General features: G+C 61.1%; 14 protein-coding genes. 9 read left to right on the plus strand and 5 right to left on the minus strand.

Annotated features, from left to right (window positions below):
• Positions 1-27 precede the first annotated feature (27 nt).
• Together FHW64_RS27570 and FHW64_RS27575 are read right to left on the minus strand one after the other, a co-directional pair.
• Positions 28-1,479 carry an MmgE/PrpD family protein gene (locus FHW64_RS27570; protein ID WP_184531407.1) on the minus strand — a complete coding sequence of 484 codons (1,452 nt, stop codon included), beginning with the start codon at positions 1,477-1,479 and terminating at the stop codon, positions 28-30.
• 195 nt (positions 1,480-1,674) lie between these two features.
• A complete protein-coding gene (locus tag FHW64_RS27575; protein ID WP_184531408.1) occupies positions 1,675-2,646 on the minus strand; it encodes a tripartite tricarboxylate transporter substrate-binding protein in 972 nt (323 codons plus the stop codon).
• 125 nt (positions 2,647-2,771) lie between these two features.
• Here FHW64_RS27575 and FHW64_RS27580 point away from each other — a divergent pair, with 125 nt between their 5' ends.
• The 3 genes from FHW64_RS27580 to FHW64_RS27590 all read left to right on the plus strand — a co-directional run bounded on the left by FHW64_RS27580 (position 2,772) and on the right by FHW64_RS27590 (position 5,534).
• Positions 2,772-3,695, plus strand: a complete 924-nt coding sequence (locus FHW64_RS27580; protein WP_184531409.1) for a LysR family transcriptional regulator — start codon at positions 2,772-2,774, stop codon at positions 3,693-3,695.
• Positions 3,696-3,971: 276 nt separating this feature from the next.
• Positions 3,972-4,580: a DUF2889 domain-containing protein gene (locus FHW64_RS27585; protein WP_184531410.1), complete on the plus strand. Its 609-nt coding sequence runs from the start codon at positions 3,972-3,974 to the stop codon at positions 4,578-4,580.
• Between the two features lie 24 nt (positions 4,581-4,604).
• Positions 4,605-5,534, plus strand: coding sequence for a LysR substrate-binding domain-containing protein (locus FHW64_RS27590; RefSeq protein WP_184531411.1), 930 nt, complete (start codon positions 4,605-4,607; stop codon positions 5,532-5,534).
• Between the two features lie 13 nt (positions 5,535-5,547).
• On the opposite strand, the gene FHW64_RS27595 is transcribed toward FHW64_RS27590, so the two are convergent.
• Positions 5,548-6,369 (minus strand): enoyl-CoA hydratase, encoded by an 822-nt coding sequence (locus tag FHW64_RS27595; protein ID WP_184531412.1) that lies wholly within the window; start codon positions 6,367-6,369, stop codon positions 5,548-5,550.
• A 146-nt stretch (positions 6,370-6,515) separates the two neighbouring features.
• Here FHW64_RS27595 and FHW64_RS27600 point away from each other — a divergent pair, with 146 nt between their 5' ends.
• From FHW64_RS27600 to FHW64_RS27615, 4 genes are all read left to right on the plus strand, one after another.
• Entirely contained in the window at positions 6,516-7,784 is a 1,269-nt protein-coding gene (locus FHW64_RS27600; RefSeq protein WP_260306404.1) for a CaiB/BaiF CoA-transferase family protein, read from the plus strand.
• 589 nt (positions 7,785-8,373) lie between these two features.
• Positions 8,374-9,342 (plus strand): tripartite tricarboxylate transporter substrate binding protein, encoded by a 969-nt coding sequence (locus FHW64_RS27605; RefSeq protein WP_184531413.1) that lies wholly within the window; start codon positions 8,374-8,376, stop codon positions 9,340-9,342.
• Between the two features lie 93 nt (positions 9,343-9,435).
• Positions 9,436-11,157, plus strand: coding sequence for a hypothetical protein (locus FHW64_RS27610; RefSeq protein ID WP_221220717.1), 1,722 nt, complete (start codon positions 9,436-9,438; stop codon positions 11,155-11,157).
• Between the two features lie 614 nt (positions 11,158-11,771).
• The gene (locus tag FHW64_RS27615; protein WP_260306405.1) at positions 11,772-12,593 is read left to right on the plus strand and encodes a tripartite tricarboxylate transporter substrate-binding protein; all 822 of its coding nucleotides are present in this window, start codon (positions 11,772-11,774) and stop codon (positions 12,591-12,593) included.
• Positions 12,594-12,819: 226 nt separating this feature from the next.
• On the opposite strand, the gene FHW64_RS27620 is transcribed toward FHW64_RS27615, so the two are convergent.
• Positions 12,820-13,722, minus strand: a complete 903-nt coding sequence (locus FHW64_RS27620) for an AraC family transcriptional regulator (protein WP_184531416.1) — start codon at positions 13,720-13,722, stop codon at positions 12,820-12,822.
• A gap of 156 nt (positions 13,723-13,878) precedes the next feature.
• On the opposite strand from FHW64_RS27620, the gene FHW64_RS27625 reads away from it, so the two are divergent.
• Both FHW64_RS27625 and FHW64_RS27630 read left to right on the plus strand, forming a co-directional pair.
• The gene (locus tag FHW64_RS27625) at positions 13,879-15,801 is read left to right on the plus strand and encodes a tannase/feruloyl esterase family alpha/beta hydrolase (RefSeq protein WP_184531417.1); all 1,923 of its coding nucleotides are present in this window, start codon (positions 13,879-13,881) and stop codon (positions 15,799-15,801) included.
• Positions 15,798-16,712 carry a helix-turn-helix transcriptional regulator gene (locus tag FHW64_RS27630; RefSeq protein WP_184531418.1) on the plus strand — a complete coding sequence of 305 codons (915 nt, stop codon included), beginning with the start codon at positions 15,798-15,800 and terminating at the stop codon, positions 16,710-16,712. The genes FHW64_RS27625 and FHW64_RS27630 overlap by 4 nt, the downstream gene beginning before the upstream one ends.
• Before the next feature lie 1,723 nt (positions 16,713-18,435).
• Here the strand turns inward: FHW64_RS27630 and FHW64_RS27635 are convergent.
• On the minus strand, positions 18,436-24,477 hold the full coding sequence (locus FHW64_RS27635) for a DUF3320 domain-containing protein (protein ID WP_184531419.1): 6,042 nt from the start codon (positions 24,475-24,477) through the stop codon (positions 18,436-18,438).
• Between the last annotated feature and the right edge of the window lie 316 nt (positions 24,478-24,793).

The following is a 24,793-nucleotide window of genomic DNA, read 5'->3' on the forward strand; positions in this document are numbered from 1 at the left end:
TAGCGGTCGAAGTACGGAAGCGCGCAGCTACGCGACCCTATTCGCGACGTCGGCTTGCCGAGCGCCGGTCATGCGCAGGATCGCTCCCACGTCATTCACATCCTCGAGTCCCATGACCGCATCGACGATTGCGTCGATGTTCGCCGCTGCAAGCACGCCCTCGGCGTTCAGACGGAATTTCGCCGCCAGTTCGTCGTTGGTCATGTATGTACTGGGATCCGGTGAAGGGCTGCCCTTCGGATAGCGCTTCTCCATCACGAAGGTCTGTCCGCGTGCGCGCAACTCGACCAGTGCTGGCCGGCTTGCGCCGTGGGAGGTCAGGAGCCTCACGTAGTCCGGATGGACCTGGGTCGTGATCTTGTCCATGAGCCCCATCACCGAGGTGCCGAATACCAGCTCGGGATCCATCCATGCCCGGCCGTGGCCAGGTTGATGCGCGGCCATCGCGATGCCGTGCGCCATGCTGAATTGGGCGTCATTCACATGACCGATCTGCCGGTTTAGCCAGATGGGTTGCTCGGCGAATCCTTCCACATTGACCTTGATGGCATCGATCTCGTGCGGTTTGATGTCGTTGTCGCGAACGATCTGGATCACGCAATCGATCGATGCGTGCATGATGCGGCAGTGAGCGTATGGCTTGAAGGAGGTGAGGGTGGGAAACAGCCACTCGCTGCCAAGACCTGTCGTGATGTGCTCGGGCTCCCACTTCGTTGTGCCGATGAAGCGGGGGTATCCCCATTCGCGGTCGTCGAGGATGTGAAGGTCGCCCTGATGACCGAACTCGCTCAGATGCGCCGCAGTCATCGCCTGCTGCGCCATGACGCCGCCGACGAGATATTTGATGGTGGAGAAGGGCGGATGCTGATACCAGGACATCTGGAAGTTCACCGGCGAGATGCAACCCGCGATCCCCAGTGCGTGAGCGAGACGCTCGCCATCGTGGCCCTTGAGCTTGCCGATCGCAGCAGTGGCGCCGAAGATGGAACTCGCATATCCAAACACCTTCGGCGGCGTGCTCTCCCCATCCTTGGTGTCGCGCAGGTTGTCCATGGCCTTGCCGAACCGGTGGCTCATCTCATGTGAGACGGCCACTGCCTCGATCAGAGCCTTGCCGCTCGACGCGAGTGCTTCGCCCATGGCGAGTGCGCCAGGCAGTACATAGGGTGAGACATGGCCGGGCGGCACCACGCAGTCCATGTCGAGAGCGTTGATGAGCTCGCCATTGGCGAACGCTGCGCCCACGACGGACACGCGATCACCTGTGCCCATGATCGTGGCATTGCCTTTGACGGAGCCGCCCAGCAGGCGGCCATAGTCGATGCCAATGCGGCCTTTGGTCTGCTCGGTCGCCGCCACCGCGCAGCCAATGGAATCCAGAACGATGCGCTTGGATTCTTCAACTACGATATCCGGAAGCTGATCGAAACGACTCCCTGCCGTGAAGTCTGCAAGCTGCTCAATGATTGTCTTCGACATGCTCCGATATCTCTTTGGGTAAACACGAAATCACTCGAAGGTCGCAGTGCTGCAGTCCGCAAGGCTCATCGATCAGCCTTGAGTCCTCAAGGGGGAAGATTCGGACGCGCTCATTCCGTCCGTTGGCAAGGCAACGGTAGGACAACGCAAAGCGCTGCAACCGACCTGGACTCGCACGCCCAGGCGTAGTGGGATTCAGTTGGTGTCGGTTTTGACGACCGAGGATCGCCAGCGGTCAATTTCTGACCGAATGAGCGAGCGAGTTGCCGCGGCAGTGGTACGGGGCTCAGGGTCGATGCCCAGCGCGAGCAGTCGCTTCTTGAACGTCTCGTCGGCAAGCATCTCATTGAGCGTTGTGTTCAGGCGCTGAATCACGGCAGGTGGCGTTCCCTTGGGCGCCGCAATGAAGGCCCACCAATTCATCTCTGCCTCGGGAAAGCCGGCCTCGATGACCGTGGGTACGGTCGGCGCCTGGGCGAAGCGCCTCGAAGTGGTCACCGCCAATGGAACCATCGCCTTGTCATTCATGCGCGGACCGCACACGGTGAACGTGCACAGGAACAGATTCACCTGGCCGCCCAGGAGGTCGGTGAGAGCTTGGGTCTCGCCCTTGTAGGGGATGTGGAGCGCATTGATCCTCGCCTTTTGAATGAATGCATCCGTCCAGAGTTGTCCTTGGGCATTCAGACCGGAAGAGGCGTACTTCAGACGGTCCGGCTCGCGGCGGGCGAGGGCGACGAGACCTTGTAGATCCGTTACCTGCAGGTCGGGGCTCGCCATCAGAACGAAGCCGATCTGGCCGATCTTGCCGATGAACTCGAAGTCGTTCACCGCGTCGAAAGGCAGATTCTGGCTCGCAGCCGCGTTGATCGAATGCGTTGGCGTGCTCAGCAGCAGCGTGTAGCCGTCGGGCTTCGATTTGGCTACATATGCAGCTGCCAACCCAGTGCTTGCTCCAGGCCTGTTCTCGGCGATAACAGGTTGTCCGAGGCGCGTTGCAAACTCGTCCCCGACAAGGCGTGCAAGCACGTCGGTTGCCCCGCCAGGGCTGAAGGGGATCTGCAGTTTGATCGGCTTGCTCGGGTACTCCTGCGCTGCGGCCGGCGCCGCGATTGAAGCAATTGCCAACCCGAGCGTGATGGCGAGGCGTTTGAACGCCAAGTTCATGACTTGTCTCCGTATCTGCTTTCGATTTGCAGGTGAGTCTAGGGAGCGCTACGATCGCCGTCCAATACTCATTGGCGATTGGTTGATCGCTTTTTATGGATCATTGAATTCGCTTCAACTTGGCCATGAAGTTGCTGTTCTTGAGGTACTTCTGCATCCTCGCCGAGGAGTTGCACTTCCACAGAGCTGCGAGCCGACTCGCCATCTCGCAGCCGCCCCTGAGTGCTGCCATTAAGTCGCTGGAGGAGGAACTCGGCGCACAACTCTTCCTGCGCAACAGCAAGATGGTTCAACTTACGCCTGCTGGAGTCGTATTCCTGAACGAGGCTAGGGAAATCCTCGAGCGGTTGTCGCGCGTCGGTGGCATGGTTCGGGCCGTCGAGGAAGGTGTTCAAGGGCGCCTGGAGATAGGTATCGTTGGCTCGTTGATGTACCGTGAGGTGCCGGGCATCCTTTCGAGGTTCAAGCGCGAAATGCCGGGCATCGACGTGGTACTGCACGAGCTGTCTTCTGCCGAGCATCTCGAACGCCTCATTCGCAAGCAACTGCACGCCGCATTCGTCCATGGATCCACGGCTCCCCCGCAGTTGAAATCCTTGGCGCTGAAGAACGACACCTTTGTGCTTTGCCTGCCAGAGGGGCACCCACTGGGGGCCAAGGCGAGCGTTGATCTCCATGAGGTGGCCGAGGAGAGTTTCGTCATGTTCGCGCGCGAGGGCGCGCCGGCCAATCACGACAACGTCATTGCGATCTTCAGCCGTGCGGCGATCCATCCCCGCACGGTGCACCAGGCGCGCACGTGGCTCACGATCGTCACGCTGGTGGCCCAGGGCAATGGGGTCGCGATCGTGCCAAGGTCGGTGTCGAAAGCCGGCCTCCGCGGAGTTTGCTTCGTGCCGCTCAAAGGTGCCGCAGCGACTGCCCCCGCGATGATGGCCTGGAACCCGAACTTCGTCGCCCCGGCGCTCGCGAACTTCATTGAGAGTGCGACGTTGACGATTGGTGCATCGGGCAAGGCGCGTAGGTCGCAAGGCACAGAAGATTCCTGAGCGCGTGGCAGCCGTCGAACGGGCGCGAGGATCGGGATCATCCTCTGGGGGCGCCGCGAATCCTCCCATCATCCACCGATGCAGTGAGCCGATCGTGGGAATCTTCTCCAGTAGCGAAGAGGAGCCTGTCGACATCCGTGCTTGTCATGAACGCGGGAAGTGTCCGCGGTGGGGACGATGTTGCCTTCGGCGCAGCCATGACCTGTGCGCCGCAAAGGTTGTACGCAGCTGACAGCGACCGTGTCGCATTGGCATGGCGGTTGCTCCAGAAATGCCATGGCGCTGTGCTCTGCCGCGCGGTTTCACACCCTCCTGAAAGCGATTGACATGCCCCTAGCCGAACCAGATGTCCGCCGTGAGATCCATAGCCGAGTGATTGATATGCGGGCGTTTGCCCGCCGCGACGGCCTCTATGACGTAGAGGCTCACTTGGTGGACCGAAAGCCTTTCGATTTCAAACGACTCAGCTCGCCGGTTCCCCTCCCAGCCGGCGAACCCGTCCACGACCTCTGGGTCCGAATGACAGTGGACGAGAACTATGTCGTGAGGGCGCTTGTTGCATCGTCGGATGCCACGCCTTGGGGTGCGCTGTGCCGAGAAGCGGAGTCGACCCTTTCGGTGCTCGTCGGTGAGACGATTGCCCGTGGTTGGTCCAAGAAAGTGAAGGAACTTCTGCGCGGTTCGGCGAGCTGCACTCATTTGATGGAGGTGCTGCTTCCGATGGCAACCACCGCCTTCCAAGGCATTCTCGCTATGCATCCAGAACGGCTGCGAGATGCAGACAGTGCAGCTGTTGCCGGTCTCGTGGACAGCTGCTATGCCTATGGCAGGGAACGACCGGTCGTCCAGCGGCTCTGGCCCCAGCACTATCGTAAGCCGGATTAGTCTCGAGCCAACTCGTAGCTCACCATGAAATTGCGCCAGCTGCAGTGCCTGTGTGCCGTGATCGACGCAGGTTTCAACATATCGCGAGCGGCGATTGCGCTGCATGCGACCCAGCCGGCCATCAGCAAGCAACTGCGGCAGTTCGAAGAAGAACTCGGGGTCGACCTCCTTCTGCGGCAGGGTGGCAGACCGGTCGCCATGACCGAGGCAGGTGAACGGGTGTTGGGGTGGGCACGGCGAGCACTGCAGTGCGCCGACAACGTTCGCCTGGTGGCGCGCGCCGAAGAGGGCGAGGCTGGAGGAACCATTGCATTGGCAACCAGCCACACCCATGCGAACTACTTGCTGCTGCCCGTCATCGTCGCGTTTCGGCAGCGTTTCCCCCTAGTGCGGATCAACGTCCAGTTGGGATCGCCCAATCAGGTAGCGGAGCTTGTCCGCGACGGCAAGGCAGCAATTGGCGTGACTCACCTTCCGGAGGAGTTGCCCAAGGAAGTGCTGGCGGTCCCGTTCCTTACTTCACCGCGTGTACTCGTGGTTGCTCCCGGCCATCCCCTGCTCAAGGAGAAGAAGCCGCTGACGCTGGAAGCTTTGGCACCTCATCCGATCATCCTGCTGAGTTCGTCGCGTCGGCTTGGGGCGCGTATCTTGCGCAAGTTCCAGCAGGCCGAGCTGGACCTCAACGTCGTGGTACAGGCACTCGACGTCGACGTCATCAAGAACTATGTGGCGGCGGGTCTAGGGATGGGCATCATCCCGGCCTTTGCCTTCTCGTCGGCGAAGGACCGCGCCCTGCGGGCGCGCGACGTCGCCCACCTGTTCGATCCATCAGAATCGGCAGTCCTGATGCGCCGCCGCAGTCAGTTGCCGAAGTATGTCTATCAGTTCCTGGAGCAGCTCGATTCAGCGTTGGAGTATCGGTGCATGGAGGCACATGTCCTGGAGGGCGCCTGATGGCGGGTCCGAATCAAGCACCCAGGAAGGCGGGCTTTCTCTTCTCCATGAATGCGCTCCGCCCTTCGCGATAGTCGGAGCTGTCCATGCAACGGCTCATGTGCTCCAACATCCGTGCCTCGTCCCGCTCCTTTGGCTGCTTCTGCACTTGATCGATGAAGAACTTCGCTGCAGCGACTGAGAGGGGTGCGTTGTCCGCGATCGTTATCGCCAGTTCCAGAGTTTCACTCGCGGCGTCCTTCCCGGCGATGACGTCCACCAGGCCCATTGCGAACGCCTCTGAGGCATTGATTCTCCGGGCGGTATAGATCATCAGCCGGGCCCTGGCCGGACCGATCAGAGTCACGAGTCGCTCCATGGCTTCTGCGCTATAGCAGAGACCCAGTCGTGCAGCCGGGACACCGAACATCGAATCCGGAGCGGCCACGCGCAAGTCGGCCAGTAGCGCGATGCTCAGGCCGCCGCCGAGACAGAACCCATCTATGCAAGCAATGCTGGGTTTGGCAAGAGCACCCATCTTCTCGCGCCCCTTTGCTGCAATGCGGTTGTACTCCGAATTCGCTTCTGCGCTGTTGCGACGCTCGGCATACTGGCTGATGTCTCCACCAGAGGTGAAAGCCTTGCCTCCCGAGCCAGCGTAAACCACGACGCGAATGTCCTCGGCAGCACCAAACAGGTCGAGCGCTGCACATACGCCTTCCCACATCTCAAGACTCACAGCGTTTCGCTTTTCCGGTTGATTGAAAAGCACGATGCCCACGTTGCCGATACGTCCGGCCAGTAGCTTGCCCTCTGCGTAGCTTCCGGCGAGTTCCATTTGGTCTTCGATTCTCATCGGTCCGATTCTGCGAGAGGCCCCTTTGAATGTACAGGGCCGAGTGGTTGGGGCACCCAAACCTATTGGATGGACTCAGGGGCATTCCATGCGGTAAGAGCGGGCCAAGGAATTTGAATTGGACGCGACGCGCCGACGACGACACCATGAAGCCAAGTTTCGAACAGGAGAGTGCATTGACGAACTCGAGTGAAGAATTGAGGGCTGGCGATATGGGTGATGATGAACCTCTGCTGCCCCTTGCGGGCCTCAAGGTGATCGATCTGACCTTGGCGCGGGCCGGCCCCACGGCCGTGCGGCATCTTGCTGATTGGGGCGCTGACGTGATCAGGGTGGAACAGCCGTTGGGGCCGCCCGGTTCCCCTGCACTCGAGGACGTGGTGGGCAAGGAGCGCGGCTCGGACTATCAGAACCTTCATCGCAACAAGCGTTCGGTACGCATCAACTTGAAGGACCCAGCGGGCAAGGCTGTATTGCTCGACTTGGTCAAAGATGCGGACGTTCTTGTCGAGAACATGCGGCCAGCCGTCAAGGACCGCTTGGGCATCGGCTACAAGGATCTGAAGTTGATCAATCCGCGCCTTGTCTACGGCAGCATTAGCGGCTTTGGGCAGGAGGGACCGTACAGAGAACGTCCCGGCCTTGACCAGATCGCGCAAGGAATGAGCGGCCTTATGTCGGTGACTGGATTTCCGGATGGCATGCCAACGCGCACTGGCATCGCTGTTGGCGATCTGACGGCGGGCAACATGCTGGCGCTGAGCGTCATGATGGCGTTGTTTGAGAGAAGCCGCACCGGCGTCGGCCGATGGGTGCACACCAGCCTGATGGAAGGGCTGTTGTTCATGATGGACTTCCAGACAACTCGCTGGCTCGTCGACAAGGAGATTCCACAGCGCGTGGGCAATGCTCACCCCACCGCGATCCCGACGGACGTTTTCCCGACCCTTGATAGTCACATCACTGTCTGCGCTGGCAGCTCACGAATGTGGGCGAAGCTCTGTGAAGGTCTGGGTCATCCGGAATGGGCCGAGAGACCAGAATGGCTGACCCGCGACGGGCGCAGAGCTCACAAAGCCGAGATCCACAAGCGTATTGAGGAAGTGACGCGCACCAAGTCCACTCAGCACTGGATCGAGACGCTCAACGATCGCGGGGTTACCTGTGGCCCGATCTACAGCATGGATGAGGTCTTCGCGGACGAGCAGGTGCAGAGCCTGGCGATGGTGCAGCCGGTGCAGCATCCCACGCTGGGACGAATGAACCTGCTTGCGTCACCGCTGAACTTCGATGGTATTCCGCGACGTATCCGCAAGGCGACGCCAGAAGGCGGCGCCGACCGGGACGAAATTCTTCGTGAGCTGGGCTATTCACCAGACAAGATCGAATCGCTCAAAGCGGCCGGGGCCTGCTGACTCGCGTCACAAGAGCCGGCGATTGGTCTCCGACCGCTCCTTCCAGAGCGCGTGACGAACTTGACCAATCTTCCCGGGCAGTGGCCGACCTTGCGCGATCCTCGCCCGAGCAATTTCAACTTTCCCAACATCCAGGTCATGGAGGGCCCCGGCCCCGTTTCATTCCGACGTGCCAAGTACTGACGACTGCGCTTGGCGGGCGTTGCGCCTTCGACGAGTATCAAGGCCGCCATGATGGCGGTTAAAGGAACGGTCCAGGGCTCGCAGCAAGACCACGGCTGCCTTCCCCGCGCAAACGCCACCGCCTGCGTACCAATGCGAATGCTTTCGCCGACCGGTGGACTTCCGTTGCTCGCCGTGAATGGCCTTCAGCATTGGTTCGCTGTTGTACGCGCCCGCTGATCTGAAGATCAACTCATAGACGAGGGGAGGCAGAACGATTGAGCCTTCGCAGCGCTCGGGGACGCGTGCTATTCCCTTTGATATGAGTACTCCAAGAAATCAGAAGTGGACCGCGCGCGATCAGGAAGCGACCATGGAACTGGATGCAGCGAATCGCACCGGAGAGATCAACTAAGGAGACATCACGATGACCAGATTTGCAGGAGCCGTCACGGGCTTCGTTCTTGCCTCATGTGTGGCCGCACTTGCCCACGCCTCTGACGCATTTCCATCCAAACCTGTGCATATTGTTGTCAATTCGGCTCCAGGCGGGTTGACGGATATTGCGGCCCGTCTTGTGGCTCAAAAGATGACGGAGAGCCTGAAGCAACCGGTGCTTGTTGAGAATCGCGCCGGCGCTGACACCATGCTGGGAACGCGCTACGTCAAAGGTGCCCCCGCGGATGGCTACACCCTTCTGGCAACTTCCGACACTATCGCGAGTCAGCCCGTGGTGAAACTCGACGCGGGGTATGACTTGCAAGACTTTGTCGGGATTGGAGTGATTGCCAGATCCCCTTGGTTGGTGATGATTGGCACGAGCCAGCCGGACAACAACATTCCAGAATTCATTGCACGCGCGAAGGCCCAGCCCGACAAGTTGACCTTCGCGTCCGGAGGCGTCGGCACCACCCCGCACCTCGCGGCGCAGATGTTCCTGCAGCGCGCCGGAGTCAAGCTGCTGCATGTTCCCTACAAAGGCTTGGCGGCCGGAATGCCCGATGTAATGGGCGGCAGAGTCACCATGATATTTGAGGCGGTCGGTGCCAGTGCGGGCAAGGTTCGCGCCGGGCAAATCCGCGCTTTGGGCGTGACATCGACAACTCGACTTGGGGTCCTGCCTGACATTCCGACTGTCCAGGAGCAGGGGGTCCCTGGCTACAGTTCCTACGTCAACATCGGCTTGCTTGCCCCGGCAGGAACGCCAAGAGCGATCGTTGACAGGCTCGCAGCCGCTCTCAAAGGTGCCACGGCGAGCAAGGAGATCCGTGAACGCCTTGAGCGTGACGGAGCGGAGCAACTGGTCATGTCGCCGGAGGAATACACGGAGTCATTGAACAACGCCCGCGCGGAGTTCAGCAAACTCGTCGCTGATCTGGGTTTGGAAAAGCAATGATGCGCGGCGCCAGCGTCACCACCGCGCCGCAGCCCCCGACCATAGGCGTCGATGTGCTTCCATCGTTTCGTTTTCTTCGTACAAGGAATTCATGTGAAACTGGAGTTCTATAACCCGTCGGGGAAAACTGAAACGACGGCTCGGCACGCTGACCGGTTGCCCTCTCTTTCAGGAAAGCGAATCGGATTCTTGTCTAACGGCGACTGGCAGGCGTTCCGGTCCTTGCCGCTTCTCATACGCCACCTCAGGGAGGACTTCCATGACGTCGACATTCTTCCGCTCGACACGTTTCCGGAGGGAACGGATTTCATTGCCGAAGATGCAACGATTGAGGCGGTGAAGAGAAGCGGCGTGGACGCTGTAGTCATCGGCAATGCGGCATGCGGAGCCTGTTCGACTGCTTGTGCGCTCGCTGCAGGGCGCCTGGAAGCAATCGGCATTCCGACTGTCACGATCACGCGTGAGGAGTTTGTGCCCGTGGTGTGCAACGCGGTGTCTGGCCTTGGGCTGCCCCCGGACCTCGCCATCGTCACTTTCCCATTGGGACTTTTCACGCCCGACTCGGATCTCTCCCCCCTTTCCGAACGTCGGCGAGAAATCTACTACGGCCTCACCTCTTGGGTGCCCCGGGATCTTGACGGTGCCGAAGACGCCATCATCGCCATCGAATGTCGGGACTACGAAGAAGGGCTGAGGACGGTCAACCATCTGTTTCAGATCAACCGATGGGGTGACGGGCTGCCGATGTGGCCGGCTACGCGGGAACGCGTTGAGTGGATTCTGCGAGGGACTGATCTGCCGCGTGATCATCTCCTTGGCAAGTTTCCGCCGCGCGGCGGCCTTGCCACGGTGGAGGCGTGCGCCATCAGCTTGGCGATGGCAGGTGGAAGACCGGAGTACCTATGCATCCTCATTGCTGCGGTCGAGGCGATCTTGGATCCGAAGGCAAACGCCGAGCACGAGCAGGCGACTTCTGCAGGCACGTTTCCGGTGGTTATTGTCAACGGTCCGATCGGGAAGCAGGTTCGAATGAATTCGGGCTTCGGATGCCTCGGTCCCGACGCGCAACACCCGGCAGGAGCTTCCATCGGAAGGGCTTTGCGCCAACTGCAACAGAACCTCGGAGGGGCCTTGCCAGGATCAGGAACGATGGCTCCATGGGGCGCGATGCGCTACACCAACGCCGTGTTCGCGGAGGATGAGGAGAATCTTCCGGAGGGATGGCTCCCGCATGGAACCGAGCGGCACGGCTTCGCGCCTGGCACCAATTCCATTTCCTTCTTTTGGGCGACCGGCGCCACGAACATCGTGCGCCGGAGTGCCACTGATGCGACGCTGCAAGAGGACGTGTTGCAAGGTCTGCACCGCATGGCAGGATTTCTTGCTGCTCCTAGCGTCCATTACATCAACGGCTACACCGAAGGAACACCCGGAGCGATCCTGCTGACGAAGGTGGTCGCGAAATACCTTGCGATGACCGGTTGGACCAAGGAGAAGACGCGCCGCTTCCTCTGGGAGAACTCCAAGATTTCACGGGATGTCTTGCAGCGCAACGGCTGCATTCCCTGGTTCGAGCGCGGTGGTGACCGACTGGGTCGAGAAAGCGTCAAACTCGACCCTTGGCCAATCGCCTCCAAGCCAGAGAACCTCATCCTCGTGGTCGCGGGGGGAGGTCATCCCACGCATGCTTTCTGGCTCCAGGCCATTGCGAGGAATGTGGTCGGACGAAAGGTCGCGGCTCCGCACGCGCTCGACGACCTTCTAGGCGAGGCCGGGAGGGATCTTGGATGCGGTTCTGATGCCTGCATGATCTAGCTCATCTGGTCGAAAGTGGCCCCATTCGTCGCTGGAGTCATTGGGGCCACGCTGAGCATCTGAAACCGGAAGTTGGGCCCCTCAACAGGGTGGCATTGCGCCCAACATCGTCTCGCGCGCTCTCCTGGCCCACGGCAGCGCGTTCGAGTTTGCAGGCTCCGCCGCACAAACGCTGCAATTGCACGGCCGCCAAAACATTGGTGGATGTCGGAGCCACATCGTCTTCGACCATGATCATTGCTGTGGTCAATGTGCCCATCGAAGCTTTCCCAGCGACTGAGTAGTTCCGTGGGGGCGGAGAAGAACGCGCCGCTTCCTCGGCCACTGGCACGCGAATCAGCTTCCATGGGAAGTTGTCACGCATTCCCTTTGGTAAGGGCACTCCAAGAAATCTGAATTGGACTACTGCACGCTGTCTGACCACCATGCTCTTACGTTCCGATTGAGAGCGAGGAGACATAAAGATGAAAAGTTGGTCGACAAGAGTCCTCTCAGGTTTCTGCCTGTGCATGTCTGTGGCGGCACAGGCTCAGGCAACTGAGGTTTTTCCGGTTCGTCCGATTCGCATAGTTGTGCCATCGGCGCCTGGAGGTCTGGCGGACCTCGCGACCCGCATGGTGGCGCAAAAGATGAGCGAGAGTCTCGGACAGCCCGTGGTGGTGGAGAACCGCGCAGGTGCCGACACGATGCTCGGCGTCCGCTTCGTCAAGTCCTCGCCCGCTGATGGCTATACGTTGCTGGCCACCTCGGAGAGTGTCGTTGCACTGCCGTTCGTGAAGCAGGACCCCGGATACGAGTTGAAGGACTTCGCGGGCATCGGAGTCATCGCTCGATCGCCATGGTTGATGTTGGTGGGACCGGGCCAGCCGGATCGAAGCGTTGCGGACTTTGTGGCGCGCGCCAAGGCCCGACCCGCAGACATGTCGTTCGCCTCTGGTGGCGTCGGTACCACGCCATATCTGGCGGAGCAAATGCTCCTGCAGCGCGCTGGCGTGCAACTCCTGCACGTGCCGTACAAGGGTATTGCCGCAGCGATACCGGACGTCATTAGCGGGCGTGTGACGATGGTGTTCGATGCAACCGGTAGTAGTTCCAGCAAGGTGCGCAGCGGGCAGTTGCGAGCGCTGGCCGTAACGTCCACTGTGCGAAATCCTGCGTTGCCGGACGTGCCGACAGTCGCCGAACAGGGCATGCCCGGTTTTAGTTCCTATGCCACCATCGGCCTCTTCGCACCGGTTGCGACGCCGCGCGAAGTGGTGGTCAGGATTTCGGGTGCCTTGCAGGCCGCAATCGCTAGCAGGGAAATCCGCGAACGTTACCTCGCAGAAGGTTCGGAAACGGTCGCGGGCACGCCCGAGGAATTCGACGAGTACTTGAGGCGCCAGTCTGTCGAATTTGGCAAGCTCACCTCCGACCTCGCGTTGCAGAAACAGTAGCGGGACGCAAAATGATGTGCTTGCGCCGGTGCTGAGCGAAGTCGAGCGTGCTTCTGAACAACGTGAACAAGGCCAAGTAGACGCAGCTCCTTCTCCGATGCGAGGCGACCCACAATGTGACCGTGCAGTCGTTTCGGTCGAGGAAGGAGCTGCAAGCGGAGCGACTCGACGAGGGCGGAGCAAAACTGCAAAGTTCCGCCTATCCGATCGTGAGCCCACTAGATCGCTAAACTTGCCCTCGAATTTGCCGCGGCGTGACCCCGAGATGCTGTCGGATTAGGTTGGTCATATGGGCCTGACTGGAGAAACCGCAGGCGATTGCAATATCGGCAATCGAGCGTGCCCCGTCTTCCCGCAGCGCCGTCACTGCGTACTGAAGGCGGTTGGATTGGACGTAGCTGTGAGGCGTCACGCCGAACGTGGCCTTGAAGGCCCGGGCGAAATGGGATGGACTCAAGCCTACTTCGCTGGCCATCCTCACGATGGACAAATCGGTCCCCAGTTCGCCAAGCACCAGGTCCATCAACCGGCGTTGATCGCGGGCGCTCAACTGTCCCGCCTCGGGCTTCGACGCTCGCGTGCCTGAGGCGTATCCGCTTTCGAGGAGGCCCAGGATCGCGATCGAGAGGCCCTGCGCATAGAGCGCTCCGCTCGGCAAGCCGGTCAGGGCTTCGTTCGACAGCTCCAGCGCGAGCTGGCTGAGCCGATGGTCGAACACCTCGTGTTGCGTCGAGAGCTTCAGGCTCTTGATTTCTCCATGCGTGAGGGCCTGCACATGCTCGTCCGTGAATTCGACCACGGCACACAAGCCCGCTTCGCCCTCCCAGCAGCACCGGTCGAATGCAAGGCCCGCTCCGTAGATTTCGATCATGCGAGGCCTCGTCTGCATCGTGAGGGTCCGGGATCCCTGCTTGTACCAACGCCGGCCGCTGCCCGAATGGGCGACGAGCATTTTTGGCGTTGGATGCCAGTCATCGACGAGTTCGGCCGAGCCCGGAATGGAACAGACCGTGACCGGCAGGCATGTGGCAGACGCCGGCGCATGGGCCAGCACGGTGGCCGGTTCGTCGCAGGGCGATATGTCCAGCAGCGGTGAACGCGTCATGGCGCGATCATGGCGATCGAACATGCACATTACTTCATCGTTTTCCCGGGGTGAGCAGAATTCTGCAAGGACTGGCCGTTCCGTGAAAGAGTCGATGACGCGTTGCTCCTATCGTTCGATCGCGCAAATGCACCATTGTTCATCTTGCGCGCGGCCATTCACCAAAGGAGACAAACAGCCATGAGCGCATCGTCATCTCGGAGGGCGTCCCCGGCAGGCGCGATCCCCATCGCCCCCGCACCCCAAGCTCCCCGTCACCTTCTCTGGAAAGCGGCACTCGGTGTCGCGGGGATCATCGTTGCAGGATGTGGGGGAGGCAGCGGCGGTTCGACGCCTTTCCTCCCCACGTCGGCTGCGCCGGCTCCTGCACCCGCGCCCGCTCCCGCCCCGGCACCTGCTCCGGCCGCATCGCTGCTGAAGTGCGACGACAGCATGGTCGCCGCGTTCAAGCCCGACGCCAACACGAATGTGGTCCTCGTCAAGGCTTTCAAGCAGGGCGACTCGCTCGCCTTGTCGGGCACTACCGGCACACCACCGAAGGCCACCGCGGACCTGTGCCTCGTGAAGATCGTCGTCGGCCCCGGCTTTGCCGATGCTCCAGCGACTGCGCCCTCGAATTCGCCGGGTATCGGACTGGAGATCTGGCTGCCCGCTCCCTCGGCCTGGAACAGCCGTATTCAGAACCAGGGCGGCGGCGGTTGGGCCGGCGGCAACCAGGCATCCACTACGCTGATCGGTTCGACCGGCGCCGCGTCAACCGCTGCGACGGGCTACGTGGTCGGCACGACCGATACCGGTCACTCCATCGGCCAGGGCTCGTTCGCCATGCGCCAGGACGGCGGAATCAACTCGACGTTGTGGACCGACTTCGCGGAACGCAGCCTTCACGAGCTGGCCTTGAAGACCAAGGCACTCACCCAGGCCTACTACGGCGAACCGCAGAAGTTTGCCTATTGGTCCGGCTGCTCGACCGGTGGCCGCCAGGGCTACAAGATCGCCCAGGAGCATCCGGACGACTACGACGGCTATCTCGTCGGAGCGCCCGCCTTCAACTGGACCAAGTTCATCACCAACGAGCTCTACCCACAGGTCGTCATGCAGCAGGACCTGGGCGCGCCCATCGCTGCGGCGAAGATTGCCGCGGTGAGCGGCGCGGCCGTGAGCGCGTGCGACACGGTCGGTGGCCAGCATCTCGGGTTCATTCCGGATCCGGGCCAGTGCCGCTACGACCCGACCAAGGATGCAGCGATGCTGTGTTCGGGCGTGCAGGGCACCGGCGGCGTCGTGGGCACGAACACGAGTGCCTCGTGCGTGACGCTCACGGAGGCGAGTGCCATCAACAAGATCTGGTACGGCCAAACGGCGGATGGCACCAGCCCGGACCCGGCGGTGGACAACGCCAGTTCACCGACGCTCGCTTCGAGCAATCACCTCTGGTGGGGCCTCACACGCGGCAGCACGCTGACGGGCCTGGCCGGCACGACGCCATTCACGATCTCGTCGGACATGGTCGCCCTCGAACTGCAGGACCCGACGTACGCGACACCGAGTTTCGTGAACGCGACCGGCAACGGCGCCAACAAGTGGAAGCAGCTGACCTACGTCGATCTCGCGAACGCCTTCTACCAGGGCATCGCGCTGCAGCCTTACTTCGGCAACATCAACACCGACAACCCCGATCTCACGAAGGCCCGCGACGGCAAGAAGAAGATCATCAGCTACCACGGCCTTGCCGACGTGCTGATCACCCCATCGGGCTCGGCCAACTACTACACCCGTGTTTCGCAGGTGATGGGCGGGAACGTCGAAGTCAACAAGTTCAATCGCCTGTTCATGGTTCCCGGGATGGGGCATTGCAGCGGGGTGGGTACGGCGCAAGGCACGGCGGGACCTGCGGCCACCAACAACTCCGTGCCATTGCCGGGGTCGACCCAGTTCTTCGATGCGCTTGTCCAGTGGGTGGAGAGCGATACCGCTCCGGAGAAACTCACCATCAGTTCTGGCGACGGCAGTGTGTCGATGCCGATCTGTCCATATCCGAAGAAGGCGACTTACAACGGCAGCGGCTCTCCGACTGCGGCGTCCAGCTACGCCTGTCAATGAGCTTTCCGGATCCCGGGCAGGCGAGCCTCGATGGCGGCAAGTGTCCGGTACTCGAAGAACTGGGAGAGCGTCTGCGGACGCTCCGTGCCAGGAGAGGCATGACGCGGAAGAGCGCCGCCCTCGCTACCGGGATCTCGGAGCGCTACCTCGCCAGTCTGGAATGCGGCGAAGCCAATCCTTCGCTTCTGGTACTGGGCCAGCTTGCGATCGGCCTTGATTGTTCGGTAGCCGCGGTCGTCGGCGACATGAGCACCGCCTCCGCGGAATGGGTGTTGATTCGCGATCTGCTGGAGGGCCGATCCGATGCGGAGCTGCGAAAGGCCCGGTACGCCTTGAGCAGGGCGCTCGGTCATTCCGAGGCGCCAGGAACTCAGAGCCAGCGCATTGCGCTCGTAGGGCTTCGCGGTGCGGGCAAGTCGACGCTCGGGAAGCTGCTTGCGCAGAGCCTGGGGTTTTCTTTCATCGAGCTCAGTCTGCACATCGAACGCATGGCGGGCTTCAGCATTCGCGAGATTCACGATCTCTACGGGCCGAATGCCTACCGCCGCTACGAACGCCGCGCGCTTGAAGAGGTCCTGCAGATTCACTCGGATTGCGTGATCGCCGTACCCGGTGGCGTTGTCGCGGAACCGGCGACGTTCAGCCTGTTGCTCGGGCACTGCTGGAGCATCTGGCTTCAAGCCAGTCCAGAGGACCACATGGCGCGGGTGGCGAGGCAAGGAGACCTGCGGCCCATGGCGGGGAACGCGGAGGCGATGCAGGATCTGCGGCGGATCCTGGAGGGCCGCTCCGCTTTCTATGCGCAGGCGGACTTGATCATCGACACGAGCCAACAGGATCTGGAGGAAACGTTGGACCTGCTCCATACGGGGGTCATTCGTCACCTCCAGGCGTCCATGTCGACGCGCTAGGTGGGGCCTACCTTGCTGAGCCCTCCTCGCTGCGAGTATCGATAGGCTAGGACGCAAAGGACACACGACGCGCATTAAGCGGCTGCTATTGCGATAACTCTTCTTATCACAATAGCAACATTCTTCGCCTGAACTGGAGACGATGAACGTCGCTGGATCTGACCCGCAGTTGAAGGGGCGGGGCGTTGCAGGGGGGTGAAATCCCGAGTGCGTCGCAGCTTGCTGCGCTGCGAGCGTGGTACGCCGGCCTTTCGGCGCGAGCGGCCGTCGCTCGTATCTCGGCCAGATCAAGGCCGGCGGCCAGTTCGCTCGTGCGATGCTTGGCGCCATCCGAGGTGGCCAGGGCCAGCTATGCACGGGCCAAGTACCGGGACGGCCTCGGGCCGCACGGGCCATCACGTCCTGCGGCATCAGAGCCTGGCTAACCTGACCGTACGCTTGCCCCATCGGCGCCGCTGGTTGGCAGGCGTGCCAGGTCTCGGTGGCTGAAGTGCGAAACGAATCGGGGCGTTCTTTCAGTGCATCCCCGCCTCACCAAGCAGGGGGCACGAGTGAGGCTGCGTCATTTTGAAACGCTTCGCCTTGCGCGCTTCGTCTACCGACTGACGTCGATGGCTTCCGAGGGATAGCAGCGCGCCGTGGGTGAGCGGCCCGTTCTGCCAGTGCGACAGTTTCAATCCGTCATCCCGGTCCCATCGTGCCAATTGTTCGCGATCACGTTCTTGGGTCCGTCAGGCCGCCTGTTGGCGAACGCTCATGTGTCTCGCCCTCCGAACACTGAACGCTGCTTCGCGGAAACCGTCTTTCACTCAAATTGGAACCGGTCTCGGCGATCTACTCCTTCTGTGAATCCCGGTGTTGCTGCCAAACCGCTTGAGTGACGTCGTCCCAAGACTCGATCGAGTTGGCCGCGGCCCATTGTTGCCAGACGTATTCCGCGTCCAGGTTGCTCCCAGGGCGTCCTTTGAGGACATAGGCTCGACCCGTTCCTGTCTTGACGCGCAGTGTCTTGGCATCAACTTCGCGCACGACTGAGCTCACCCGCCCTTCGTTTCAATGCAATAGCCGACTAGGTGACGGTCTCCATCAGGGAGCTGGACTACCTGCCAATTTCTAAGCGTAAGGAGGCCTTGCTCGGTGACCGGTCGTGTGCACCAAACGGGCATGTGAAGTACCTCGAGAGGTGGATGCGAGGCAATCAGCCTAGTGCGGTTCAAAGATATGACTCTGGGTGATTGCGCGCTGCCTAGTGCGCGAAGAGCGAGACCTTGGTGCACCGTACGAGACTCGAATCCATGCGCCAGGCGTCGCTTCGTGCGCATCGCTGCGTCTCATGTGACACAGGACGTATGACGCATTTCCCGATTTCTTCTAGGCAGTTTTAAGCCCATCATCGGCGGACGACGACGACCGGCGATGATGCGTTCCAGAGCATTGATCTCGGGAGAATTTCACCAACAAAGCGCCTTCTGTTCGAATGCAGCAACTGCGAGGCGTCTGCTGGGGGCGAGGCCGACCGGTGCCTGCATTGCTCCGTACCCGGACAAATCCAGTCGAGTTGCGGTGCGGAGAGAGAGTGCACGAACTCACGCGTCAGCAACTCGCCGCCTTTCGTCAATTTTCCTGAGCTCCGCCGGCACGCGTGGATGTGCAACCGGCCCGACGCGCACCGGATTGTCTTTGACATCCTCCACTCATTTCGCTCGTTAGACCAAAGGAGATTTCACAGGTGCAGCCGAGCGACCGTGCCATCCACTGCTTCGGAAAGGGCGCCAGCGGCGAGCAGGGCGTCGACACAGACCATGATCCGTTTCTCCGCTTCCGCAGTGGTGCGGGCCATGCCCAGGAGGCGACTGACCCCACGTGCAACGTCGCCGCGCGGGATGCCGCCCCGCGTCTCCTGCAGTACGTGAATAACCATCGCGGACAGCTCTTCTTTGCATACGTCTGCGGTCCGTCGGCGCGAGGCCTCCGATTCACCGGCGATGCGGAACGCGAAGGGCGAGGCCGGCTCTACATGGCCTGGCCACAAGAACACGTCTTCAGGTTCTACGGTTTGCACGACGGCGCCCGGCATGAGCTCTCGAAGGCGGTCAACAATTCGAGCACCTGTTCGCTCAAGGCCCCAAGCCCGCGCAACGCGCTGGAAGGCGATTCGCTCGGGGATCGGCCCCTCCGAGTCGATGACCTGTTGCAAATGGATCTTCAGGCGCTCCGAAGACCGAGCATCGTAGAAGGCCGCTGGGTCGCCGGCTTCCAGTGAAGTGGGGGCGTAAACGGGACGGGGGGCAGGGGAATGACCACGCGAGCTCGGCTGTGGCACCGGTGCGGCTCGCGCATATCGCGGTTCAGCCACTTCAACTTGGTCTCCAGCCTCAGAAGCGGTTCCTTCGCTGGGTTCCACGGGGTCGACCTCTGCGTGTTGCCCTTCGGCAGATGCGGAGCCTTCGGAGGTAGCCTCGTCGCTGGCTGCCTGCTCGACCAGACCATTGAGGAGGGAAACCACCTTCTCGACCTCGCGCTCTGGATTCATCCACCAATCCGTCGACCAGATGCGGTGAATCTTCCAACCCAGATTTTCCAGTACGTACTGCCGCAAACGGTCTCTGTCTCGCGCCGTTGCTCCCGAGTGATAGGCCCGCCCGTCGCATTCGATACCCACCAGATAGCGACCGGGTGCAGCTGGATCTACGACCGCCATGTCGATGCGATAGCCGGAGCAGCCAACCTGCGGATGAACAGTCCATCCCTTGTCACGGAGAACATTGATAACTGCTGTCTCGAAGGGGCTGTCCGCGCCAAGTCCGGTCGGCGCACTCTGTTCTGCGATGGCTCGAACGCCGCGGATGGCGAACTCCATGTAGTGCTTGAGGTCCCGAACACCTGCAGCGCGCACTCTCGACAGGTCAATTTGCTCCGGCATGAGCGTGCTGTAGATAACAACGCCCTCTCTTGCTCGAGAGATTGCGACGTTCAATCGACGATGGCCGCCTTCCCCGTTCAGTGGGCCGAAGTTCATGGACATCTTGCCCGCTGCATCAACACCGTACGTGATAGAGAAAAAGATGATGTCGCGCTCGTCACCCTGAACGCTCTCGAGGTTCTTGATGAACAGAGGCTCATGGGACCTCGAAGCGATGGCACGGTCGAGTGTGGCGCTGTTGCGGCGCCGCTCATCCAGCAATGTTTCGATGAGGACTTGCTGAGTCTGGTTGAAGGTGACCACTCCCAGCGTCAGGTGTTGCTTCGCTGGGTTGAGGTAGTGCTCTTCAATGCCCTTCACGATGGCTTGCGCTTCTGCCCGATTGGTGCGACTTCCCCCGCGGTCATACACGCCTGCAACGCGCTCAAATCGAACAGCCAGGTCGTCTGTCACCGGCGACGGGAACGTGATGAGGTCGCCTCCGTAGTAGCGTGTGTTGCTGAACGCGATGAGACTTTCATGGCGGCTGCGATAGTGCCACTGCAGGCTCAGACGGTTCATCCCTGCGCCAAGGCACTCGTCCAGGATGCTCTCTAGGTCTTCGACTTGGTCTTCGTCTCCGCCTTCTTCACCGTCGGAGCTCTTGTTGAAGAAGTTGGTCGGCGGCAACTGCTTAGGGTCACCAACCACTACCACCTGCTTCCCGCGGGCAATCACGCCCACCGCGTCCCAGACCGGGATCTGCGAGGCCTCATCGAATACGACAAGGTCGAACTGCGCATAGCCTGCATCCAGATACTGCGAGACCGAAAGTGGAGACATCAGCAGACACGGCTTCAGGGTAGGGAGCAGCGTTGGCATCGAACGAACCAACTGCCGCACGGGCATCTGACGTCGCTTCTTGCCAAGTTCGCGCAAAAGCGTGGCCAACTCGGGGCTGCGTCCAGCGTCTTGTCCGCGCGGGAGGGTTCCCGCAAGCTTGGCCGCGATGTACCGCTCGGTCAGCTTCTGGAAGTTCGTGTCTGCCTCTCGAAACTCCCTGATCTTTCGCTCATGGTCTGCGCTCGAGAAGCTGCGAAGGAGCGGTTCGACATCGATGGCCTTTTTCACCCACCAGTTTCGATAGCTGAGTTCGAAGTGCCGCTCGACATCTTCCAATCGAACCGAGCCGCCTTCGAGGTCGGATATCAAACCCTGCATACCTTGACTGACAGCAAGGTCTCGCACTTGGCGCCACAGGCACCAAGCCTGCAGCATCCGTTTGGAGCTCGCCCAACCGGTGAGCACACCTTGGGCCCGAGTCAGGGCGCCAGCCGCGGTGGGCTCACCGCCGATTGGTGCGACTGGCTTCGCCAGACGGTCGACTGCCTCCAGGCGCTGGCGGAACTCTCGCAAGGCGTCCCTAAATTGGAGCAGGGCGCGGCCCACCTTGGCATCAGGGGCAAGCAGCGCGCGGTGTTCACCGACCAGCGGTTCTAGTGCGGAGCGCAAGGTTGAGGCCTTCGCGATGTCGCCGTCCGACATCTTCAAGATCGCCTTCGAGAACTCGTGCGCCCAAGTCTCATGCTTATAGAGAGCGCTCCAGTCCGTCTTGACTCCAGCGTATGCCTCGCCCAATAGGCCTCGCGCCTCCTCATGCATCGCCCGCAAGGTCAGGTCCTCTTCATTCACCGCCGGCAATGCTGCAACCATCGCGTCGATCTGCTCGGGCGTAGGCCGCTTCTTGTCGACACGGAGGTCCGCAAGCCTTGCGCTCACCGAGCGCTTGGAAAAGTAGTTCTTTGGCCACCACGTCGACTTGGCGGCAGCCCACTCGCCACGCAGCTGGACTCCGTTGAGCCTTGCCAACTGCTCGTCCCAACCCGTTCCAGCCTGCTCCCAGCTTTTCCGACGGGCTTCTCCGTGACGGGCAAGGGTCTGTACCTTCTCACGCACGGTCGAGTCGTGCGCCTGGCGCGCAAGTCCCACGGGGACCTTCGGTGCTGCCAGCAGGAGGTCCGCAACGTTGTCCAGAATGTTCAGTTCGCCCATGCTGGCGCCGGCCGGATCAGTGGTGACGACGCTCGAAAGTTCGACTGCCTTGCTTCGCAGTGCGTCCGCACTTTGGGACAGGCTCTGAGCGGCCGCCAAAAGGTCATCCTGCCAAGTCGGCGTCCAATCCCTGGTGCCGATGAGAGTAAGAGGGTGCCCGTGCACCGCTGGAATTTCGCGACCGTGGGCTTGAATCCTGCGGGCCGTTTCGCGCAGCTTGTCGAGCTCCGATCGGCTGTGCGTCAATGCATCGGCCCAAGGCATCGGTGAGGGATCTATTCCCGCCAGGGAGATGCAGGTCCCGATTGCATTGAAGACTGTCAGACCATTCGGGTACTCGCGATGCAAGGCATGCACCACCCCATTGAGGTCCTGCCGCAAGGTGCCGAGGCGTTCCGCCTCCCTCGTCCAATCCTCTGCCGTCCTGTCGTTGGCGAGGTGTAAGACTTTGCCCAATTGCTCGAGAACATCAGTCTTGTTCGACTTCGACGAGTGCAGCTCAAGACAGTAGGGGGCAAGCCCGATGTCGGTCAGGCGCCTGTGAACAACGGACAGGGCCGCCATCTTCTCGGAGACGAAAAGAACGCGTTTTCCGTTGCCCAGGGCATGAGCGATGATGTTTGTGATGGTCTGGGACTTGCCGGTGCCTGGCGGCCCTTCAAGGACGAGGTCGCGGCCTGCATGGATGGCACATATGGCCTTGAGCTGCGACGAATCGAGCATCAGTGGGGCCAGGATGTCTTCGGGCCTGTGCGTGTCGTCGAGACGGTCGAACTCGCCAGCGGTGCCTTCCCGTTCGAACGCCTGACCTGGGTTTTCGATGAGATGCCGGACGACGCGGTTCGCCTTCAACTGCTCCGTTCGGTCCTGCAGGTCCTTCCACATCAAGTACTTGGTGAAGGAGAAGTTGCCGAGATGAACCTCTGGAAGCACCTCCCATTGGGGGATTTCTGCCACGGCAAGTCGAAACGATTGCAGGACCCGTTCGACGTCGACCCCGTTCTCGTCTCCGGGGACCTGGTCGAGACCCTGGACGTTCACCCTCATCTGGAAGTTGGTGCTGAGCAACTGCAGAAGGGTGGGGTTCACGATGACCTCGTCATCGTGGCGCTTCAGTCGGAACCCGTCCCGAACCGAGCGACGTTGCAGCGAGACTGGGACAAGAAGGATGGGCGCACGATGTCGCTTCTCCGCCTTTTCCGCCTCCGTCCACTGCAAAAATCCGATTGCGAGGTATAGCGTGTTTGCGCCGCCTTCTTCGAGGCCACTTCGGGCAACGGTATTGATGGCCAGGAGCTTGTCATCAAGGTCTTCCGCAGGAGCCCGAGTGATGAACTCCTTGGTCGCAAGGGCTTGAAGCGCCATGTCGTCCAGCGGCGCCCGACCATTTCGGCCGACGTGGACCTGCGCAACACGCGGATCCGCTCCGCCGTCCATGACATTCGGAAGCGGCCGCACCTTGAATTCATCTCCGGAAGCCAAGGCGTCTTCGAGCTTGGCTACATCGGGTGCAACGAACTGCAGCGTTGCCTTCGTAGGCTTGAAGTTCAGCAGCTTGTTGCGCAGTGTGAGGTCCAGGAGCTTGGACTTCCACTTGGCTAGACGCCCCTGTGGGGTGTCCTCAGCGGGGAGGTCAATGGCGGCGAGCGTGTCGGCATCCAGGTCCGGCAGGACCGGCATCGGTTCGACCGAACCACCTCCTTCGTCCACGCCCGGGTTGGCGACCAGCTTGGTCAGGCCGACTCTCGAAGGGAGCGATTTGATTTGGACTTGCCTCGCACGGTAGACGTCCACGGCGTAGCGAAAGGACTCTTCCTCCTGCAGATGCGCGTTCCCTTGCTCCATGGCGATGCGCAGAGACGGGCGATAGGTCTCGTGGCGGGCGATTCCAGTCGTTTCGAAGACAAGGAATTCGCCGCTGTCGACGCGCTTGCGCACGGCTTGGACGTCATCGGTCAGTGGGTTTGGGAAATTTACCGGATGCAGCCACACCCCAACCCAGGCATGTCCTTCTTTGAACAGGACCCCGGAGCGGAGACCAGCCTGCTCGAAGCAGGACGCGAATAGCATCGCGAGGTCCAGGCAGGTGGCTACGTGACTGTCCAGGATCCGGTCGGGCGTGCGAATCTTTTGACCAGAGGTGCCGAACGACGCTGGGGGCTCTGCGTAGTGCAGTCCTTCGGCGGAGAGGGCGCTGTAGATGGCGGACACCTGCTTCCAAACCACCTCGCGGCTTTTGGATTGGTAGCCGTCCATGGCAAGGTGTGGGTCGGCCTTGTGGAGAATGGCCGAAGCCTTGGACTGCAACCTGTCCACAGCCGGGTTGTTGGGCATGCTGAACGCTGCGAGCAACTCGGGGAGCGCCCGCGTGCCAGCCCACTGGTCGTACGCCAGGACCTCGACTTTGTTCGTGCTGGTTCCAAGTACGATGCCCTGCGCTTGCGCGGTCACGGAGATGGAAGCGGTGACCGCCTCCGTCAAGTTGGACAGATAGGTATGTTCTGCTTGCAGGTCTAGGGGAGAGATTGTCCGAGTCTCTCCGGGCCCCAGCTTGTCAAAGCGCAATTTGACGCTGGCCGCGAACCGCGGATTGCAATCAACGAGGAGCTCGACATGCTCGAGCACCTGTTCCCCCGTGTTGGTAACTCTGAGCGAGCGAATGACCGGCACCGCGTTCTGAATGGAGGCAAATCCGAGGGTTGGATCCGACTCGATATCGATTCGAAGTACGTCTTGGGCGCGCGACGCGGCCGCCTCTCCATCCGGAGAAGCAGTGGTGGGCGAAATAGTTGTGGGCTCTTGGGCTTGCATGGAGGCAATGCTCGTCTTGGACGGAGGTAGCCGAGGATTGTCCCAGCGCGGCGCTCCCGCGGTTCTCGATGGACTGGACCTCAGGCCTGTCATTGGTCAAGTTCAGCACGAATTTGGCGCCGCAAACGGCATAGGGGACGCAGAGCGCTTGTGCTCAACCTAGACTCGCGCCGGATTGCAAGGAGCACTCCGTCTTGTGCGATGCTCCTTGCATTGACCCCATGAGCACATGTGACCGCCACTTCGAATCCGCAACACAGGCAGTTCTTCGACTTTCCGGCCGATGAAGATCAAGCCTTGACCGAGTCGTAACGCA

The organism is Variovorax sp. Sphag1AA, from assembly GCF_014192575.1.
Taxonomy (GTDB): domain Bacteria; phylum Pseudomonadota; class Gammaproteobacteria; order Burkholderiales; family Burkholderiaceae_C; genus Variovorax.

What these genes read in the sequence shown, in the direction of transcription:
- FHW64_RS27570 (WP_184531407.1), bottom strand. Translation starts at nt 1,479, where the DNA reads ATGTCGAAGACAATCATTGAGCAGCTTGCAGACTTCACGGCAGGGAGT.
- FHW64_RS27575 (WP_184531408.1), bottom strand. Translation starts at nt 2,646, where the DNA reads ATGAACTTGGCGTTCAAACGCCTCGCCATCACGCTCGGGTTGGCAATT.
- FHW64_RS27580 (WP_184531409.1), top strand. Translation starts at nt 2,772, where the DNA reads ATGAAGTTGCTGTTCTTGAGGTACTTCTGCATCCTCGCCGAGGAGTTG.
- FHW64_RS27585 (WP_184531410.1), top strand. Translation starts at nt 3,972, where the DNA reads ATGGCGCTGTGCTCTGCCGCGCGGTTTCACACCCTCCTGAAAGCGATT.
- FHW64_RS27590 (WP_184531411.1), top strand. Translation starts at nt 4,605, where the DNA reads ATGAAATTGCGCCAGCTGCAGTGCCTGTGTGCCGTGATCGACGCAGGT.
- FHW64_RS27595 (WP_184531412.1), bottom strand. Translation starts at nt 6,369, where the DNA reads ATGAGAATCGAAGACCAAATGGAACTCGCCGGAAGCTACGCAGAGGGC.
- FHW64_RS27600 (WP_260306404.1), top strand. Translation starts at nt 6,516, where the DNA reads ATGAAGCCAAGTTTCGAACAGGAGAGTGCATTGACGAACTCGAGTGAA.
- FHW64_RS27605 (WP_184531413.1), top strand. Translation starts at nt 8,374, where the DNA reads ATGACCAGATTTGCAGGAGCCGTCACGGGCTTCGTTCTTGCCTCATGT.
- FHW64_RS27615 (WP_260306405.1), top strand. Translation starts at nt 11,772, where the DNA reads ATGGTGGCGCAAAAGATGAGCGAGAGTCTCGGACAGCCCGTGGTGGTG.
- FHW64_RS27620 (WP_184531416.1), bottom strand. Translation starts at nt 13,722, where the DNA reads ATGTTCGATCGCCATGATCGCGCCATGACGCGTTCACCGCTGCTGGAC.
- FHW64_RS27625 (WP_184531417.1), top strand. Translation starts at nt 13,879, where the DNA reads ATGAGCGCATCGTCATCTCGGAGGGCGTCCCCGGCAGGCGCGATCCCC.
- FHW64_RS27630 (WP_184531418.1), top strand. Translation starts at nt 15,798, where the DNA reads ATGAGCTTTCCGGATCCCGGGCAGGCGAGCCTCGATGGCGGCAAGTGT.
- FHW64_RS27635 (WP_184531419.1), bottom strand. Translation starts at nt 24,477, where the DNA reads ATGCAAGCCCAAGAGCCCACAACTATTTCGCCCACCACTGCTTCTCCG.